The 18506-nt window shown below is 62.3% G+C and carries 14 protein-coding genes and 1 tRNA gene; 6 read left to right on the plus strand and 9 right to left on the minus strand.

Annotated elements, in window-relative coordinates:
• Positions 1-3: 3 nt before the first annotated feature.
• Both BLR34_RS09845 and BLR34_RS09850 read right to left on the minus strand, forming a co-directional pair.
• Entirely contained in the window at positions 4-828 is an 825-nt protein-coding gene (locus BLR34_RS09845; protein WP_092702494.1) for a DUF7839 domain-containing protein, read from the minus strand.
• A 169-nt stretch (positions 829-997) separates the two neighbouring features.
• A complete protein-coding gene (locus BLR34_RS09850) occupies positions 998-1906 on the minus strand; it encodes a PLP-dependent cysteine synthase family protein (protein ID WP_092702496.1) in 909 nt (302 codons plus the stop codon).
• 118 nt (positions 1907-2024) lie between these two features.
• Between BLR34_RS09850 and BLR34_RS09855 the strand changes: the two genes are divergently transcribed.
• Entirely contained in the window at positions 2025-2399 is a 375-nt protein-coding gene (locus BLR34_RS09855; protein ID WP_092702498.1) for a thioredoxin family protein, read from the plus strand.
• A gap of 2 nt (positions 2400-2401) precedes the next feature.
• Here BLR34_RS09855 and BLR34_RS09860 read toward each other — a convergent pair whose 3' ends face one another.
• Positions 2402-4519: a thioredoxin domain-containing protein gene (locus BLR34_RS09860; RefSeq protein ID WP_092702500.1), complete on the minus strand. Its 2118-nt coding sequence runs from the start codon at positions 4517-4519 to the stop codon at positions 2402-2404.
• A 121-nt stretch (positions 4520-4640) separates the two neighbouring features.
• Positions 4641-7436, minus strand: coding sequence for an ATP-dependent helicase (locus BLR34_RS09865; RefSeq protein ID WP_092702502.1), 2796 nt, complete (start codon positions 7434-7436; stop codon positions 4641-4643).
• Positions 7437-7584: 148 nt separating this feature from the next.
• Here BLR34_RS09865 and BLR34_RS09870 point away from each other — a divergent pair, with 148 nt between their 5' ends.
• On the plus strand, positions 7585-8487 hold the full coding sequence (locus tag BLR34_RS09870) for a M48 family metalloprotease (RefSeq protein ID WP_245683205.1): 903 nt from the start codon (positions 7585-7587) through the stop codon (positions 8485-8487).
• A gap of 7 nt (positions 8488-8494) precedes the next feature.
• On the opposite strand, the gene BLR34_RS09875 is transcribed toward BLR34_RS09870, so the two are convergent.
• Positions 8495-9298, minus strand: coding sequence for an alpha/beta fold hydrolase (locus tag BLR34_RS09875; protein ID WP_092702504.1), 804 nt, complete (start codon positions 9296-9298; stop codon positions 8495-8497).
• Positions 9299-9449: 151 nt separating this feature from the next.
• On the opposite strand from BLR34_RS09875, the gene BLR34_RS09880 reads away from it, so the two are divergent.
• Both BLR34_RS09880 and BLR34_RS09885 read left to right on the plus strand, forming a co-directional pair.
• Positions 9450-10592 carry an acyl-CoA dehydrogenase gene (locus BLR34_RS09880; RefSeq protein ID WP_092702506.1) on the plus strand — a complete coding sequence of 381 codons (1143 nt, stop codon included), beginning with the start codon at positions 9450-9452 and terminating at the stop codon, positions 10590-10592.
• Between the two features lie 98 nt (positions 10593-10690).
• A complete protein-coding gene (locus tag BLR34_RS09885) occupies positions 10691-12172 on the plus strand; it encodes a phytoene desaturase family protein (protein ID WP_092702508.1) in 1482 nt (493 codons plus the stop codon).
• A gap of 4 nt (positions 12173-12176) precedes the next feature.
• On the opposite strand, the gene BLR34_RS09890 is transcribed toward BLR34_RS09885, so the two are convergent.
• Together BLR34_RS09890 and BLR34_RS09895 are read right to left on the minus strand one after the other, a co-directional pair.
• On the minus strand, positions 12177-13448 hold the full coding sequence (locus BLR34_RS09890) for a geranylgeranylglyceryl/heptaprenylglyceryl phosphate synthase (RefSeq protein WP_092702510.1): 1272 nt from the start codon (positions 13446-13448) through the stop codon (positions 12177-12179).
• 54 nt (positions 13449-13502) lie between these two features.
• Positions 13503-14561 (minus strand): hypothetical protein, encoded by a 1059-nt coding sequence (locus BLR34_RS09895; RefSeq protein ID WP_092702512.1) that lies wholly within the window; start codon positions 14559-14561, stop codon positions 13503-13505.
• Positions 14562-14654: 93 nt separating this feature from the next.
• On the opposite strand from BLR34_RS09895, the gene BLR34_RS09900 reads away from it, so the two are divergent.
• Positions 14655-16034: a geranylgeranyl reductase family protein gene (locus BLR34_RS09900; protein ID WP_092702514.1), complete on the plus strand. Its 1380-nt coding sequence runs from the start codon at positions 14655-14657 to the stop codon at positions 16032-16034.
• Between the two features lie 7 nt (positions 16035-16041).
• On the opposite strand, the gene BLR34_RS09905 is transcribed toward BLR34_RS09900, so the two are convergent.
• Together BLR34_RS09905 and BLR34_RS09910 are read right to left on the minus strand one after the other, a co-directional pair.
• Positions 16042-17403, minus strand: a complete 1362-nt coding sequence (locus tag BLR34_RS09905; protein ID WP_092702516.1) for an MFS transporter — start codon at positions 17401-17403, stop codon at positions 16042-16044.
• Between the two features lie 112 nt (positions 17404-17515).
• Positions 17516-17590 (minus strand) — tRNA-Glu (locus tag BLR34_RS09910).
• A 146-nt stretch (positions 17591-17736) separates the two neighbouring features.
• Here BLR34_RS09910 and BLR34_RS09915 point away from each other — a divergent pair.
• A complete protein-coding gene (locus BLR34_RS09915) occupies positions 17737-18465 on the plus strand; it encodes an SIMPL domain-containing protein (protein ID WP_092702518.1) in 729 nt (242 codons plus the stop codon).
• Positions 18466-18506 lie beyond the last annotated feature (41 nt).

Below are 18506 nucleotides of genomic sequence, written 5' to 3' on the forward strand. Positions count from 1 at the left end.
GTCTTACCGGGCACGTTCGCGCTGCCCGTCGACGACCTCGTAGGTGACGTTGTGTTCCCGGAGCGTGTCGGTGTGTGCTGAGAGGCGGTCGGCCACCGTGAGGAGGAGAACATCCAGACCCTTCTGTGCCGCTTCACGGACGGCGTCGACGGTCCCGAACTGAATGTCTGGCGAGTGGTCGGCCCTGTGAGCCACGGCGACGGCTTCGATGCCGGCGGTCGCCACCAGGTCGTGTGCGTCTGCGTGCTCGGCGACGATGTCTGTGGCGACCTGCCCGCTCCCGCCGTTCTGGACGGTTGGGACCGAGACGACCGTCACCGTTCCGAGTTCGTAGTCGACGACTCCCTCGAAGTCGGTGAGGCCAACGTCTTCGTCGGCACTGGCGTCCGTTACCGCGACCGCGGTTGCGTCACCTACCTCGCCTGGGGTCGCGTGGAGGTAGCCGTCTCGCATCGTCAGCGAGACTCGCTCGCCCTCCTCGATAGCGCCGGTGGCGATGGCCGTCTCCACGTCCACCCTGCCGATTATCTCCTCAGACACGTGACTGGCAAACGCCTCCAGTGCGTCGGTCTCGGAGATGAGCCAGTCGACGCCCTCCTTTGTGACCTCGTAGCGGCCCCGACCGCGCTTGTCGACGTAGTCGTCGTCGACGAGTTCCTGCAGATAGTTGCTCACGGCCTGTGAAGTAACGCCAATTGTGTCGGCGATTTCCTGCTGGCTGACCGCCGGCTGACGCTCGGCAATCTCGACGAGAATCTGATACTTCGTCGCGTTTCGCTTGCTCTGGAGGACTGCCGAGTGGCGGTCCGCAGGGATATCGTCGACCATCATCTCGATAGTTCGAGAGAGCTGTACAAGTGTGTTTTCCTACTGTCGGCAGAACTGGATGCTACAGAGGCGATGCGGCGACGACAACAAGCCAGGTTTCTACGTTGCAACCTCGGTTTGGTCTGATTGCCACTCAGATTGTGTACGCCGTATAATACTGTAAACAGAATCAGTCGGGTTCGTCGAACATACCGGTAGTCATATATCGCTCGCCAGAGTCCCAGAAGACGGTGACGACGAGGGGGTTCGTTCGCTCCTGGCGGAGTCGGCGCGCCACGCGTTTGGCACCGAGTAGAGACGCACCGGAGGACTGTCCGACGAGGATGCCCTCCTCTCTGGCGAGTCTGCGACACTCGGCCTCTGCGCGCTCGATTCCGACGGTCTCGACGCCGTCGAGTAGGTCCGTGTCGAGGTTCTCGCTCACGAACCCAGGACCCATTCCCTGGAAGTCGTCATCACCCGGCTCGTCGCCCGACAACACGGCGTTTTCCACAGGCTCGACGCCGACAACAGTCGCGTCCGGATATGCCTCGGTAATGCGCCGCCCGATGCCGGTTATCGTGCCACCCGTTCCGACTCCGGCGACGAGTGCATCGACCGGACGGTCGACCTGTTCGAGTACTTCGATGCCGGTGGTCTGGTAGTGTATCTCCGGGTTCGCCGGGTTCTCGAACTGGTGCATGCCGACGTATCCGTCACGGCTCTCCAGTTTTGCCACACGCTCTCGCGCCGCGGAGATGTCGCCCTCCACGAGTTCGATATCTGCGCCGTATGCCGTCATCAGCTGCCGGCGCTCGGGCGACCGCGACTCGGGCATCACGAGCCGAATGTCGTATCCCTTCGCTGCGGCGACCATAGCCAGCCCGATGCCGGTGTTACCGCTGGTCGGTTCGACGATAGTGTCCCCGGGACTCAGTTCGCCGCGCTCTTCTGCACGCTCTATCATCGCGATTGCCGGTCTGGCTTTGGCCGAGCCGCCCGGATTGAGTGACTCGATTTTTGCCGCAATCGTCGTCTCTTCCGGGCTGTCGACGCTCACCAGTGGCGAGCCGAGCGTCTCCAGTATCGATTTGTTCACTAGTCTGTACTCCGTTACTCACGGTTAAATACGCGGTGGCTGCGGTAGGTACTGACGCCGCCCCGAAGGTGTTACCGACAAGCGACAGCATAAGGACTGTCGAACTGAAAGAACAGCTATGGCACTCACCACACTCGAACCCAATCCGGCCTGGGCGGAAGGCGCACACGAGGAGACTGTCGACGTGCTCGCTGCACACGCCGAGGACCTCGATTTCAAGGTCTGGGCTGGCGACTGGTGTCCCGACTGCCGGTCACAGCTTCCCGACTTCGCCGCGGCGCTGGCGGCTGCATCGGTTCCCGAAGACAGCGTCCACCAGTACGAACTCGACACCGACAAGCAAGGGCCTGGCGTCGAGGAGTACGATATCGAGTTGATTCCGACGGTCGTGGTCGAACACGACGGCGAGGAGGTGTGTCGGTTCGTCGAGAGCGAAGGGACGCCGATTGCGGTCTATCTGGCAGAACAGCTCAAGGTAAAACTGGGCGACTGAGTTTAGAGCATGTGCTCCGACCACGCCAGCGCCGTCGAGAGCTGATTTCGCGGCGGCGAGCAGGTCCGAGCCCGACAGACGTAGGCGGTCTTGTGGTCCAGTCGGGCGTCGCGGTCGGCCCAGATTGGCGGGTCCTCGTCGAGTCCGAGCTCGTCGAGCCACGTCCCGTACTCTTCCTCGTCGATTGGCCGCCAGGCGATAATTCGTGACCCGAGATACCGCTCCTCGAACTCGTCGAGCCACGCCTCGGGCCTGTCGTCGGTGACGAGTGTCGCCTCCAGGGTCCCGGAGGTCACTGTGTCGGCCGCCAGCGTCAGCGAGGCGTGCTGCAGGGGATTCGCTTTGACGTTGTTGCCTTGCGTCTCGACGACCGCCGTCGCGATGTCCGCGAACCGATTGTCGGTCCGGAAGTGGTCGAGTTTGGCGAGCAGTTCCGTGGCGACGCCGATACTCGACGGGGTCGACTGGTCGGTCAGCTCCTGTGGCCGAGTAATCAGCGACTCGCCGTCGCTGGGGGTATAATAAATCGTCTCGGTCTCAGGGTCGTAGAACTCGCGTTCGATAGCTTCCGCGAGGTCCATCGTCACTGAGAGCCACCGGGGGTCTCTGGTCGCCTGGAACAGCTCGAAGGTGCCAGCGGCCAAAAACGCGTAGTCGTCGAGATAGCCGTCTATCTTGGTCACGCCGTCTTTATATCGGCGCGTAAGCCGTTTCGCATCGTCGTCCCAGAGGGTATCGAGGACGAACTCCGCGGCCGCGATTGCCGGCTCGGCGTATGCCTCATCGAGGACGAGTGCCGTGGTTCCGAAAGCCCGAATCATCAGGCCGTTCCAGCTCGCCAGCACCTTCTCGTCGCGGCGCGGTCGGGCCCGCTCGTCACGTCGCTGTGCGACCTGCTGGCGCGCTCTGTCGAGGGCCTCTTTTACCGCCTCGTCCGTCATCTCGTATTTGTCTGCCAGCGAGTCGAGCGAGCGGTCGAACGTCAGGACGGTCGACCCCTCGAAGTTGCCACGCTCGGTGACGCCGTAGCGGGCACAGAACAGTTCGGCGTCTGTGTCGTCGTCGACTGCGGCGCGGACCTCCTCGGGGGTCCAGACGTAGTACGCCCCCTCCTCGCGGTCGCCGTCCTCGTTCTCGCTCTGTGCATCGAGCGTGGCGAAAAAGCCACCGTCGTCGTGTGTTAGCTCGCGCTCGACGAAATCGAGTGTCTCCCGTGTGACGGTCGCGTACCGCTCTTTACCCGTCGCCTGATAGCCCGCCAGGTACGCTCGGGAGAGTTCGGCGTTGTCGTACAGCATCTTCTCGAAGTGTGGCACCGTCCAGTCGCGGTCAGTCGCGTACCGGTGGAACCCACCGCCGATGTGGTCGTACATCCCGCCGTTCGCCATCGCGTCCAGCGTCTCCTCGACGACATCGAGATAGGCGTCGCGGTCGGTCCGCTGGTGGGCTCGCAACAGGTGGTGGAGTCTGCCCGCCTGTGGGAACTTCGGCCCTGACCCCCAGCCGCCGTACTCGCGGTCGGCGGCTCTGACCGCCGCCTTCGCCGCCTGTTCGACGACATCCTCATCGGGTTCGTGGGGCTGGTCCGGAACGGTTTCGAGTTCGCCCTCGACTGCCTCGGTCCACTGCTCTGCGCGGTCTTCCATCTCGGTGCGCTCCTCGGGGTCGTTCCAGGAGGTCGTGATGTCTTCGAGCAGTTCGAGAAAACCGGGGGTACCACGGCGTGATTCTCGCGGGAAGTAGGTCCCGACGTAGAATGGCTTCTGGTCGGGCGTCAGCCAGACCGACAGCGGCCAACCACCTCGTCCGCTGACCTGCTGGCAGAGCGTCTGGTAGATGCGGTCGACGTCGGGTCTCTCCTCGCGGTCGACTTTGATTGGGACGAAGTTCTCGTTGAGCACGTCGGCGACGGCTTCGTCGTCGAAGCTCTCGTCGGCCATCACGTGACACCAGTGACAGGCCGAGTACCCCACCGAGAGAAAGATGGGTACGTCGCGTTCTCTGGCCTCCTCCAGGGCCCGGTCGTCCCAGGGCTGCCAGTGCACTGGGTTGTCGGCGTGAGCGCGGAGGTAGGGGCTCTCTTCGTCGTCCAGCCGATTCCTGCCCGCTGTTTCTGTCATAGCCTGTGTTTGACGCCACGAACAAGTAAACCTTCGACTATCGGCTCCGGAACGGCGCGGTCGGTGACAGGTTACGATACAATCTCGGCGGAGGGAACCGGCGATTTGGCGCGGCTGGCGTTCAGGAAACGCCGTCTTCGGCTTCGCCGTCTATTTCGGCGACGACGCGCTGGTGGAACTCCTGGAGCACGGCCGACTCGTCCTCCGCGAGAACGACATCTGAGGCCATCAGCGTCGCCAGGCCAAAGGCTTTCGGCGTCGGCGAGTCGACCCGGGTCGTTTCCACGGTCACGTCACCGGCCTGAATCGCCTGCAACACCTCGACGATGCCCGCTATGTTGAGTTTGTCTTCGAGAATCTCCCGGTAGGTTTCCTCGATGACCGCGAACTCGGCGAGGTCCTCGGCGAAGCCGAGCAACATCTCGCTGTTTACCTGCTGTTCGCTCGCGGATTTCTCGTAGCCTTTGTACCGTTTCAGAATCATCAGCGCCCGCGTGGCGTTGATGCGGAAATACCGCTGGAGCAGGTCGGTCCCTTCCAGACTCGACCGAAGGGTACCCCGGGCTTCCCAGGGGTCGATATTCTCCAGCAGACCGGCGAGGTCGACTTTCCGGTTCAGTGGCAGCGACAGCGTAAAGCCGTGGTCGGCGACGGCGACTGTCACGTTCGCGTTGACCTGCTGGGCGCACTCGTAGGCGAGCAGGCGAGAGAAGCCGTCGTTGAACCGCCGGCCGTAGTTCGAGTGGACGTAGTAACGGCGCTCGTATTCCTCGTGGTCCATCTCCTCCTCGATGACGAGCCGGCGGTCCGTGCTCACGCTCTCGGCACCGGCGTACCGTCGCTGCTGGTCGAACATCTGCGTGATTGCCTGGACGCTGTTCTCGTCGAGGGGGAACTCCCGGAGCCACAGGCGGGCCGCCGACCGGCCTCCCTCCGCGAGCCTGTCGAGCAGGTCGCGCTGGAAGGCGAGAATCTCTCTGCCGAGGTCGTACGACAGCGGCAGACGCTCGGAGAACCACGAGGGCACCGTCGGCCGTGCGCTCGTCCGGTCGACGTACACCTTCGACCCGCGGCGGTAGCGGTACTCGAATCGGTTCCCGCCGAGGACGAACACGTCGCCGGATTCGAGCGTGTCGAGGTATTCCTCGTCGAGGTTGCCGACCCACTCCTCGCCCTGCCGGGTGAACACGTCGCAGGTAAACGAGTCCGGAATGGTTCCGATGTTAGTCATGTAGATGACCCGCGCGAGCCGACCCCGTTTGCCGATGAGCGGCTCTCCGACCGGGTACTCGTCGTAGTGATACTCGCCGTCTGGCGGGTCGTTTGTGTCTCGCCAGATTTTCGCGTAGACGTTCTTGTCCTCCATTCCCTCGTAGTCGGCGGTGAGATACCGACAGAGTTGCTCCCAGTCTTCGTCGTCGTAGGTCCGGAACGGGTACGCTGACTGCAAAATACGGCGTATCTCTGTCTCCGGGCGCGGCCCGTTGATTGCCATGCCGTAGACCTGCTGTGTGGCCACGTCTTGGGCGTTCTCGGGGACGAACACCCGGTCGACGAAACCCTCCTCTGCTTTCTTCAGCATGACGGCACACTCGACGAGTTCGTCGCGGTCGAGCGCGACGACCCGGCCGGTGACGGTCTCGCCGAGCTGGTGGCCCGCGCGGCCGACCCGCTGGAGCAACGCGGCGACGGATTTCGGCGAGCCGACCTGGACGACGAGGTCGAGGTGTGGCATGTCGATGCCGAGTTCGAGCGACGTGGAGGTGGTCACGACATCGAGCGTGCCCGCCTTCAGCGACTCCTCGATTTCCTGGCGGCGCTCTTTCGAGAGACTGCCGTGGTGACAGCCGGAGTTCGACTCGTCGTAGTCGTCGTAGCGCTCACGAAGGTTGTGGAGGACGCGCTCTGCGCCCGAGCGCGTGTTCGTGAACACGAGCGTGTTCGTGTGGTCCTGTATCAGCTCGTGGAGTTCGGTGTAAAACCGCTCGTTGACCACGCCAGACGGCGTGTTGACGAGGTCGTCGGTCGGACAGGAGAGTTCGATATCGAACTCCCGGACGAAGCGCGTGTCGACCAGTTCGTACTCCCGTGGCGTCCATCCATCTCCGTTGAGGGCCGCCTGCTCGTGGTCACAGCCGACGAGGAACTCGGCCACCGTCTCCAGTGGCTCGACCGTCGCGGAACACCCGATTCGTGTCGGCGAGCCGTTGGCCAGTGCCTCCAGTCGTTCGAGCGAGACCGACAGGTGCGTCCCGCGTTTGTTTTCGGCGAGGCTGTGAATCTCGTCGACGATGACGTACTCCACGGTGCGGAGTTTCTCGCGGAACTTCGGCGAGTTCAGCAGGATAGCGAGCGTCTCCGGGGTCGTATTCAGGATATGCGGCGTCTCTTCGAGCATCGCCTGTCGCTCGCTGTCGTCGGTATCGCCGTGTCTGATAGCGTGGCGAATGTCCACGTTCTCGCCCCGTTCGTCGAGTTTCTCTGTGATGCCCGCGAGTGGAACGTCGAGATTCCGGTGGATGTCGTTTGCCAGTGACTTCAGCGGCGACACGTAGAGACAATAGACACTGTTTTCGAGCCCGTCGCCGGTCCGGTCGCGCTCGAACAGTTCGTTGATGATGCCTGTAAACGCCGATAGCGTCTTGCCGCTGCCGGTCGGCGAGCAGATGAGTGCGTTCGTCCCCTCGTCGATGAGTGGGATGGCTTCTTTCTGTGGCGGCGTAAAGAATCCCCTGTTCTGGGCGACGAACTCGCCGAACTGCTCGACCCACCACTCCTGGACGACGGGTTCGAGCAAAGAGAGAACGTATCCGTCGTCGATATCAGCCGTCGGGTCGACGCCGGCCGCCGCGAGGTCGACGGCCAGTTCGGCCGAGTCGAACGGCTCCTCGTCTCCGAGTTTTTCTGCGTCTCCCATCCTCTGGTCGAGAGGTAGGACTGGAGTGCCTTGGTCGTTTGGGAGCCAGCCGTCGACTCAAGCTGTGGCCCGACAGAGTGGCGATTTCACGGTTCGCGGTGCGAAACAGAGTCGGGTAGTTATTTGCGTGGAACTCCTATGGCTGGATATGAGACAACGCTACAGCTGGGGGCTTGGCGTTCGGATGGCCCTGACGCTGCTCGCGCTGGGCGGACTGTACATCGGCCTGGGGTACGGCGTGGCGCTGCTGTTCGGCGTGTTCGTCGGGTCGACGGGCATTGGCCACTTCGTCGGAATCGCGCTGGCTGTCCTGTTGCTCGTCGGTGGACAGTACTACTACGGAGCCAACCTCGCCTTACGGAGTCTCGGCGGGCGCGTCGTCGAGCGCGAGGAGTATCCCGACCTTCATAGCCGCGTAACGGCCCTAGCCCGGCAGGCAGACGTTCCGAAACCCCGGGTCGCGGTCGCCGAAAACAAGACGCCGAACGCCTTCGCGGCGGGGCGCAAGCAGAGTGACGCCGTCATCTGTGTCACTACCGGACTGCTCTCGGAGTTAGACGACGAGGAAATCGACGCAGTCCTCGCACACGAACTCTCGCACGTCGTCAACCGCGATTTCCAGCTCATGACGGGAATCACCGCGCTATCGATTATGGCCGGCTGGATTGTGCGCTGGGGCTTTCTGTTCGGCGACGGTGGCGGTGGCGGCGAGGGCGGCGGCGCGCAGATGCTGGCCGGCTACGTGGCCGCGCTGTTCGTCTGGGTGGGTGCCTTCTTCGTCGGTCGACTCGTCTCGCGGTATCGAGAATACGCCGCCGACCGCGGCGCTGCGACGCTGACGGGAGACCCGACAGCGATGATTAGCGCGCTCGAAACCATCTCGGACGAACTCGAATCGGTTCCAGAAGACGACCTCCGTGAGGCCGAGCAGGCGAACGCACTGTTGGCCGCAGAGGTCCGGGAAACCCGGCTCGGCAGCCTGTTCCGAACGCATCCGGCCGTCGAGGACCGCGTCGAGAAGCTTCGGGACCTCGCTGTCGATATGAACTAATGCGTTCTTAGTTTTCCAGTCGCTGGAGAAACGTCTGTAACTCCGCGTATGCGGCATCGTACGCGTCGCGAAAGACGTAGTGACCGGTACCCGGTACGTGGACCAGGCGGCCGTCAGCCAACTGCTCGACGGCCCGATGGTCAGCCACGCGCTCGGAGACATCGACATCGCGGCGCAAGACGAGGGTCGGGCACGAAACCTCGTCGAAGGCATCCACCACGGGGCGATGTTCCTGCGCGATGCGAGCGATGTGTGTGCTGCACTCGTCAGTGGCGGCGACGAGACGGCGCGCGTGGGCAGGGTCGATATCGTGGTCGTCGACCTGCTCGTCGACGCGCTCCTCAACGGGCCGTTCCCGTGCCTGTGAGAGTCGCTGTCGGGTCATCTCCTCGGCACGCTCTATACTCACCTCGGGAGCTTCGCGAAACCGCGCCGGGTCTTCGAGAACGATACCCCCCGGCAGGTCCGGACGCTCTGCCCCCGCCCACGCGACGGTCGCCCCACCCATCGAGTGTCCCAGTAGAACTGGGTCAGTGAGGTCGAGACACTCGATGAGACCGAGAACGTCGGCCACGCGATTGTCGATATCGTACCCTTCCGCAGGCGCGTCAGAGCGCCCATGTCCCCTCGCGTCGTATGTGATAACATCGTAGTCGTCCGCGAGGTCCTCAGCCAGAGGAATCCACCGTCGCCCGCTGTCGTACATCCCGTGAGCCATCACGACCGGTCGGCCGTTGCCGGACCGATAGTACCGGAGGTCGATACCGTTCGTTGTGACCGTGTCGGTAGCCCACTGGTCGGGAATATCCATACGTTGGCGGTATCGCCAGCGCTTGTATTAATCCTTGGTCTACCGACGGACTCGCCCGCCACGCGGCCGAGTGACAGCGACCTGTCGGCTCCAGCCGTCTCGTGAGCGACACAAGACAGCCATTATTACACCGGAACGCCAACGCTCAGGTATGGATTTCAGCCTCACGACCGAGCAACGACAGATACAGGAGATGGTCGCGGAGTTTGCCGACGAGGAAATCAAGCCACGGGCGGCCGAAATCGACGAGACCGACGAGTTCCCCTGGGACCTCGTCGACGAGATGGCCGAGCTTGGCCTGATGGGAATGCCGATTCCCGAGGAGTACGGCGGTGCCGGCCTCGACTATCACTCCTACGCGATGGCGCTCGAAGAGATTTCCCGCGGCAGCGGCGGGCTGGGCACTATCGTGGCCGCCCACATCTCGCTTGCCTGTAACATGGTCTACGACTTTGGCGACGAAGACCAGAAATCCGAGTACCTGACGCCACTCGCTGAGGGGGAAGAAATCGGCGCGTTCGCGCTCTCCGAGGCGGGGGCGGGAAGTGACGTTCCGTCGATGGAGACGACCGCCGAGAAAGAGGGCGAAGAGTACGTCATCAACGGCGACAAGCTCTGGATTTCTAACGGCTCGGTCGCTGACACCGTCATCGTCTTCGCCAAGACCGACCCCGACGCCGGCGGGAAAGGTATCTCGTCGTTCATCGTCCGGCCCGAGGAGGACGACGGCTTCATCGTCGAAGGGACCGAACACAAGCTCGGCGACAAGGGGTGTCCGACCGCAGAACTCCGGTTCGACAACCTCACTGTTCACGAGGACCGCCGGCTCGGCGAGGAAGGCCGTGGGCTGGTGCAGGCGCTCAAGACGCTCAACGGCGGCCGCATCACTATCGCGGCCCGTGGCGTCGGTATCGCACAGGCCGCACTCGACGAGGCGCTCACGTACTCACAGGACCGCGAGCAGTTCGACCAGCCGGTCAGTGACTTTCAGGCAATCCAGCACAAGCTCGCGGACATGGACACGAAAGTCCAGGCCGCGCGCATGCTCATGCACAAGGCCGCCGACAAGAAGATGCGCGGCGAGAGCTACGTCAAAGACGCTGCACAGGCCAAGCTGTACGCCTCGGAGGTCTCCCGTGAGGTCGCAAACGAGGGGATTCAGATTCACGGCGGCTACGGCTATACGAAAGATTTCCCCGCCGAGCGGTTCTACCGCGACGCCAAGCTCAACGAAATCTACGAGGGGACCAGCGAAATCCTCCGCAACACTATCGCCGACGAACTGCTCGACTGAGGCGACACCCGGCGTCGACGCTACGATACGCGCGAACCGAAATATCCGCCAGCGGTTAGGCACCTCCTTTATAATCGCTCCGGCGTAACCATCTCGTGATGACTCTTGCAGACACGGACGTGACCGTCATCGGTAGCGGATTCGCAGGCCTCTCCTCGGCGTGTTATCTGGCCGACGCGGGTGCCGACGTTCGGGTTCTCGAAAAGAACGAGAGCCTCGGGGGCCGCGCCTCGGTACTCGAACGCGACGGGTTCAAGTTCGATATGGGGCCGTCGTGGTACATGATGCCGGACGTGTTCGAGCGGTTTTTCGACCACTTCGACAGAGACGTCGACGACTACTACGACCTCCAGCGTCTCGACCCCCACTATCGCATCTTCTACAAAGACGGAGACACCGTCGACGCTCGCGGTGACCCCGACGCGATGGCAGAGGTCTTCGAGTCATACGAGGACGGCGCCGGCGAGGCGTTCCGCGAGTATCTCGAGACCTCGGAGACACACTACGAGACAGCGATGGAGAAGTTCGTCTACGAGGACCGCTCGAAGCTGACAGACTGGGTCGACACCGACGTGATGACGGCCGCACCGATTGGCCTCCAACTCGTCGGCTCGATGGAAAATCACGTCGAGAAATACGTCGACCACCCAAAGCTCAAGCAGTTGCTCCAGTACACGCTTGTCTTCCTCGGTGGGTCGCCCAAGAACACCCCCGCGCTGTACAACATCATGAGCCACGTCGATTTCAACCTCGGCGTCTGGTACCCCGACGGCGGCATGAGCAGCGTCGTCGACGGTATCGTCGAACTCGGCGACGAACTCGGCGTCGAGTACGTCACCGACAGCGAGGTGACGGGACTCACGCGCGGCCACGACGAGTTCATCCTCGACACGGAACAGGGCCAACGCCGGGCCGATACGGTCGTCGCCAACGCCGACTACGCCCACGTCGAGCGCGACCTCCTGCCCGAACACGAGCGCCAGTACGACGACGACTACTGGGACTCGAAAACGTACGCGCCGTCTGCGTTCTTGCTCTATCTCGGCGTCGAGGGCGACGTCGAGCCACTCGACCACCACACACTGGTCCTGCCCGAGGACTGGGACGAGCACTTCGAGCAGATTTTCGAGTTGCCGTCCTGGCCCGACGAGCCGGCATACTACATCTGTGCGCCGTCGGTAACGGACGACTCAGTCGCACCCGACGGCCACAGCAATCTGTTCGTGCTCGTCCCGCTCGCACCCGGACTCCCGGATACCGACGCGCTCCGGGAGCGGTACCGCGAGAAGATTCTCGACGACATTGCCGAAAACACCGGTGTCGAACTGCGCGACCGCATCGTCCTCGAGGAGTCCTTCTGCGTGCGAGACTTCACAGAGCGGTACAACGCCACCCGTGGCACCGCGCTCGGACTGGCACACACGCTACGACAGACCGCACTGCTCCGGCCCTCGAACCGGTCTAAGGCCGTCGACGGGCTGTACTATACCGGCGCGTTCACCACGCCAGGTATCGGTGTCCCGATGTGTCTCATTAGCGGCCAACACACCGCAGACGCGCTCATCGAAGAACAGGCGTAGCCCCTTACAGCGAGAGACCGAGGTGTCGGGGTGGCACCTCGTCGTCGCCGTCCAGGCCGTGACAGTCGGCCAGTAGGGCTGTCCCGACGCCGTTGACGAACTCTGTCGCGTCGCCGCCGTCGGTCACTTCTGCGATGTCAGCTTCCAGCGAGAACGTCTCTTCGCGGACTTCTTCGGAGAGCGCTGAACGCCCTGACGCGTCTATCGTCTCAGCCATCGCTGACAGTTCGAGCGCGAACGAGACACCAGCCGCGAGATAGTCGAGTGCCTGTCTCTCGGGCTGTGGGACGTCGGTAATCGTCGAGAGATAGCGAGCGGCACTCGTCTCTGCGACCGTCACAGCCTCTGCTATCCAGTCTCGGACCGCGTCGACTTCGGCAGGCCCGCCGAATTCGTCACGGGCTCTCTCGAACAGGTCTGCCTCCTCGGTCGCGATGTCGTGGAAGATGTCACCGACGACGACGGCGTCGGCCCCGGCATCGAGGACAGCCTGTGCGTTCTCCCGGTTGTCCAGTCCGCCGCCGTACCAGAGACGCGACCACGTGATACTGTCGCTGATGGCCTCAAGGATATCGGCGGCCTCCTCGCCGCCGTAGGTACCCGAATACTCCAGGTAGATGACCTCGCTTTCGAGGTGGTGTTCGGCGGCGAGCGCGCGCTGTTTGGCCTCCTGTGGCGTCAGCAGGTCGTCTTCGGTGACCGCGGCCTCTCGTGCGGCTGCGCTGTCGGGGTTCATGATGATGTACGCCTCGAAGACAGCGTCCTGAAGCATGTAGCCAGCAGCGAAGTTGCCGATGCGGTCGCCGAACATCCCATCGGGCGAGAAGCCGAGTTTGTCTGCCAGCATCGACGGGCCGAGGTCCTCTTTGACGTACTCGATACCGAGTCCGAGGGTGCCGACGAGCGCCTCGCTATCGCCGTTGAGTACCTCGGGAATGGCGAGAAACGTCGACTCCGAGCGCGTCTCGTCGGTCACGTGCGTCGCGTCGCTGGGTTCGTGGAACGCGGGTGCCGGCGAGTACTCGAGTAGACCGAACGTCTCTTCGGTGTTCTCGCTGGTCACGTCCCGCGAGCCACCGACGGAGATAGCGCTCGTATGAGAGAGATACAGCGGATAACACAGCGGTAGTCGTTTCTCACCCTCCGGGTCGACCTTCGTAATATGGCTCCATTCCGCGGCAACCGGATTGGTGTCCAGTCCGAGCAGCGTGCGGCCAGCTATCGTGGCCGTCGACGTGACCCGTTCTAGCCGTGTTGCGATGTCCGGTAGCGACATGGTTCTAGGCTAAACGACTCCACAGGAGCTTAAAAGCGTATCTTCTCGGTACTCTCAGGACGGCAGTACAGACGGGTTTCCGTCCCGAAGGATGTACTCGGCTGCGATACCTGTCAGTGTTGAGTCTGCCGCCGTTGCCTGTGCCTTGGCACGGTCGAGGTACTCGTGGCTGATGTCGACGACTTCCTCGCGTGCCGCCGTCTCGTCCTCGTTGAGGAGGTATTCGGCAGTCACTGGGGTGAGCTGCCCGTCGGCCATATCGTCCGGGTAGTCGTCTACGTCGTCGAGCCAGAGCTGTGCGCCGATTATCGCCAGCACTATCGACCGGTGAAAGTCGTTGTCGATGGCGAGCCCGCTCCGGCGATACATCTGAATCATGGCGTCGTAGATGACACCGACACGGTCGTACTGGGTTTTCAGATACGGCAACGCGAGTTCGTCCTCGGTAAACAGTGCCGGTTCCTCGTCGAACGTCGCAAACTTGTACTCGGCGGTGATGGCATCGAGGGCCTCGTCGTCGCCACCGGTAGCGCTGTCCATCAGCGCCCTGAAATGTTGGTCCTCCTCCTGATGGTGCTCGGAGATACCGACAGCCCAGTCGTACACGTCACGAACCTCTGCCGGGTACTCGGTGAACTGCTGTTCGACTCGCGACTGCATGACCCCCTGTGCAATCTCGGCGACACGACCCCGGTCCGGGTCGTCGGCTTCGAAATCGACCTCGAAGTCGTCGTACTCGTCGTCGTTGATGGCGTCACGCATATCACCGTCGAGCAACGCATCAACCGCGAGCCGAGTGACCTGTTCGGCCGTGCGGTGGTCGCTCTCGTCTGCGTGTCGATAGAGATATCCGAGCGTGAGATTCGCCGGCAACAGGAGTTTGGTCCCGTACTCAAAGGAGACATAATCGTACCCGAACTCGTCGGCTATCGCCTCCTCGACTTCCCCGAACGCGTCCGCGACGTACTGCTCGATGCGGGCGTCGACGCGGCGCTTGAGCCGCAGACTCGCGACATCGAAGACACCGGACTGGGCGTAGTAGCCAAAGACAGCGCGTGCCGAGGTCGGCAGACCGTCGTGTCGGGCGAGCCATCCTGCACTCCGTTCGAACATTGTCACAACGTGTGAAATCGCACCTGTTTATCCTGTCGGTCTCGGGCTGGTAATCTGAGGTTTTTTAATAGTCCCGCGTGAACAAATGTGCCGATGACAACGGAAACCCGCGATATCGTGATTGTCGGCGGCGGGACGGCGGGCTGTTTCGCGGCGGCGACCGCAGCCCAAAACGGGCTCGACGTGACTCTCCTCGAACGTAAAAGCGAGGACGAAGGCGGCCACATCGCCTGTGGTGACGCCATCAAGGGAAAGAGCACGTTCCCCGACGTTATCGACCGAGACTATCTCCGAGAGGAGTCGTTCACCAACGAGAACATCCAGCGAGCGATGTTCATGAACCCCGACGGGGAGAACTACGACATCCCGTTCGAAAGCGGCAGCGGTGCCGTCGTCGACCGGAAGCGTTACGGCGAGGTGTTACTGGAGGAAGCCGACCGCGTGGGCGCGGAAATCGAGTACGATACCGTTGTCAAAGATGTCGTCCAGAACGGCAGAGTCACCGGGGTCGAAGCGGTCAGACGGGGCGACCCAGTCCAGTACGACGCAGACGTCGTCATCGACGCCGCCGGCGCGCTCTCACTGCTACAGGACAAGGTCGACTTCGACGGAACGACATACGACACGAACGTCAACTACCAGCAGTTCTGTTCTGCCTACCGCGAGGTCATCGAGGTACCCGAACCCGTCGAGTACGACGACGCTATCGTCTTCAAGCCGACCGACGAGCTCGGCTATCTGTGGTATTTCCCGCGCACTGGGACCGAAATCAACGCCGGACTGGGTTTCCAGATGAACAAGCCGTCGATGGAACTGGTCTCGGTTCTCAAAGACGACCTCGAAGAACGCCCCGAGTTCGAGGGAGCCGAAGTAAAAGACAAGCTCGGCGCGGCGTTGCCGACCCGTCGCCCCTACGACTCTGCTGTCGCTCCAGGGTTCATGTCCGTGGGCGACGCCGCAGGCCACGTCAATCCCACGACTGGCGGCGGTATCCCCGGCGCAGCGAAAGCCGGCCACTGGGCCGCCGAGGTGGCGACCGAGGCAATCAGTGACGGGACCCTCGGGGAGTCGGCGCTCTGGGAGTACAACCACCGCGTGCAGACCGACTTCGGCAAGAAATTTGCCGCGATGGACCTCTACAACATCTTCGGCGGTGCCCACGATGTCGACGAACTCACTGAAGTCGTCACGGCGCTGCCCGGTGAGATGATTATCGACCTGATGGGCAAGAAAGGGTCGGTCTCGCTGTCGCTCCCAGAGAAGGTCAAAGCCGCCGTCGTGACGGCTCTGGAGACGCGGGGCCACTGGAGTACGCTCCGGGAGGCGTACCAAGTGAACCGACTCGCCGCCGAACTCAAGAAGATATACGACGACTACCCGACGACACCAGACCAGTTCGAGAGCTGGAAGACGAGTCGGGACGACATTATGGACCGTGTCTACGACGTGACCGGCGCAGAGCCGAAGTACTGACCCACAGTTACGCGTACGCTTCGAGCTCTCGGCCGAAGAGAACGAAATATCCGACACCGACCAGACCGATTACCGTCGCCAGCGTGAACGCCAGGGTCGGACTCCCACTGACCCGGACCGTCGTCAGCGGGACCGAGAACCCATCGTACAGTGCACCACCGACCACCGCGCTCGGGATAACGAGGGCGTTTCGCAGGAGATAGTACGAGCCAGAGACGCGCCCGCCAGCCGCGTCCTCAGCAGGCCCGACGATGAGTGCCTTGTGTGCGGGCAACCCGGCAAAGCGTAGCCCCGAAAACCCAAACAAGGCGACGACCAGTGCGGCGGTATACGGCGCGTCGGCTGGGACTGAGATAAGCAACGTCGGAAACAGCGCATATACCGCGAACCCGAGTGCGACCACCGGTTTGAGTCCCACTCGCTCGGCGACGCTCGCGGCGACCGGCATCGACACGAGGGCGACCGCCATCTCGATTGCGAGCAAGAGGCCAAAGAAGACGCTCGGTTCGAGTTCGAGCACACCCAGGTCGAGGCCCACGTCCAGAAACTCCGTGACGACGATGATGAAAAAGACGTAGACCATCCCGTTGGCGAACCTGACCAGCGTGTCAGCGACCAGCAACGGCTTCAACTCCTCGGGCATCGACCGAATGTCCCCGACGAGTTCGCCAACGCCGTCAAAGTCCTTGCCGAGTGCCGAATCGCCGGGTTCGTAGAGAACGTGCTGGGTGAGCGTGGCGACGACACCGAACGCGACTGCCACTGCGAGAATTATCTGAAAGCCGGCCTGAAAGTCGGCGACGGTGTACAGGACTCCAGCGGCCACCAGCGGGCCGAACAGGAAGGCAGTCCGGCGGAACACTTCGGTACTGGCGAACCCTCGGGCCAACTGTGATGGCGGCACCGACTGTTTGACGATTGCAAAACTCGCACCGAGGCCGAACGATTTCCAGGCCTGTGCGAGAAAGAGGCCGACGAAAATCCAGAGCCACGGCTCGACTGTGACTCCGGCGAAGGTAAGCGTCCCGAGTGCGGGTGCGACGAACCAGAACAGAAATCCCAGGCTCGACACCAATCCAAACAGCGTAAGCGCGTACCGGGAACCGAGTCGGTCCGAGATGGCGCCACCGGGGTACGGATAGACAGCGCTGATGACGTTGCCGACGGTTCCGTAGAGGCCGACGACGAAGTTGCTGGCACCGAGTACGTTCAGATACTTCGGGATGTACCGCCCCGTCATCTGAAAGCCGAGGCTGAAGGCAAACATCGCCACTGAGAGAACCAACACGTCGCGTCGAAACGAGAAGAACTGCCTGAACGGGTCGAGTAGTGACGGTGGGGCGTCGTCGCCTGGATTCGCGCCGGTCATGAGAGGAGAAGGGCTGGTGAGACCGTCGCTCGCATCGGTCTAATAGCTTCCGCACGCGCCGGGTTGTCTCGGTACGGCTGTGACTCTCGGTTGTTGGTTGCTGGAAAATGGATGCTCGGTCAGGGATTTGAACCCTGGTCTTCGGCTCGAAAGGCCAAAATGATTGGCCGGACTACACCAACCGAGCGAACGCATCCATAGGTGAGAATCAGTCGGTAATAAACCCTGTCTTTTTATCGTCTCTTGTGACAGTGACACACAGAAATCGGTGACTCAAATCGTCGTTTGTGCCTGCGTCGTTTATAATACCAACTCAGGTGAACAGGTTCGTGTATGCAACGGAACTATACAACTGCCGCGGTAGTCGGGCTGACGGTGCTTGCAGTCGCGCTCTTCGGAGCGATGGCTGTCTCGGGCGCTGTCGGAGCCGACTCGGTTCAGGAATCGTCCGCAGACGAACGCATTTCAGTGAGTGCAACCGGCTCAGCAGAGACACAGCCGGATTTGGCGAAGTTACAGGTCGTCATTAAGTCCGAAGGAGAAGACCCGGCGACCATTCGCGAGGAGTTGGCAGACAGTTCGAGTGAACTCGAAGAGGCGCTGAACGAAGCAGATGTCGATTACAAGACGGTGGATTACGAGATTCGGGAGCCATACCGGAACGAGCCCGATTCACCAAACTACGTCGGACGACACGCGTTCCAGATTACCGTCAACAATCCCGACAACGTCGGTGACATAGTCGACGTGGCGACGAGCGCCGGTGCGGAAATCCAGCGCCTCGACATGACGCTCTCTGACGAGAAACGCCAGGAACTGCGCGACCAGGCTATCGAGAACGCGATGGACGACGCCCGTCATCAGGCAGAGACCATCGCCACCGCCGGTGACCTTGTCGTGAACGACGTCATCACCGTCGACGCCTCACAGCGCGGTTACCGTCCGCTCACGTTCAATTCGACGCCGCAAGCTGATGGTGGCGACGGTGCCGCGACCAGCATCCAGACTGGACAGGTCTCGGTCAGTTACTCTGTCAGCGTCACGTACGACGCAGCGTCCTGACGCTCACACGGTCTTTTTTTTTGACCGCCGGTCGAGACTGC

Origin of the sequence: Halovenus aranensis (assembly GCF_900100385.1) — an archaeon.
GTDB classification, from domain to species: Archaea; Halobacteriota; Halobacteria; order Halobacteriales; family Haloarculaceae; genus Halovenus; species Halovenus aranensis.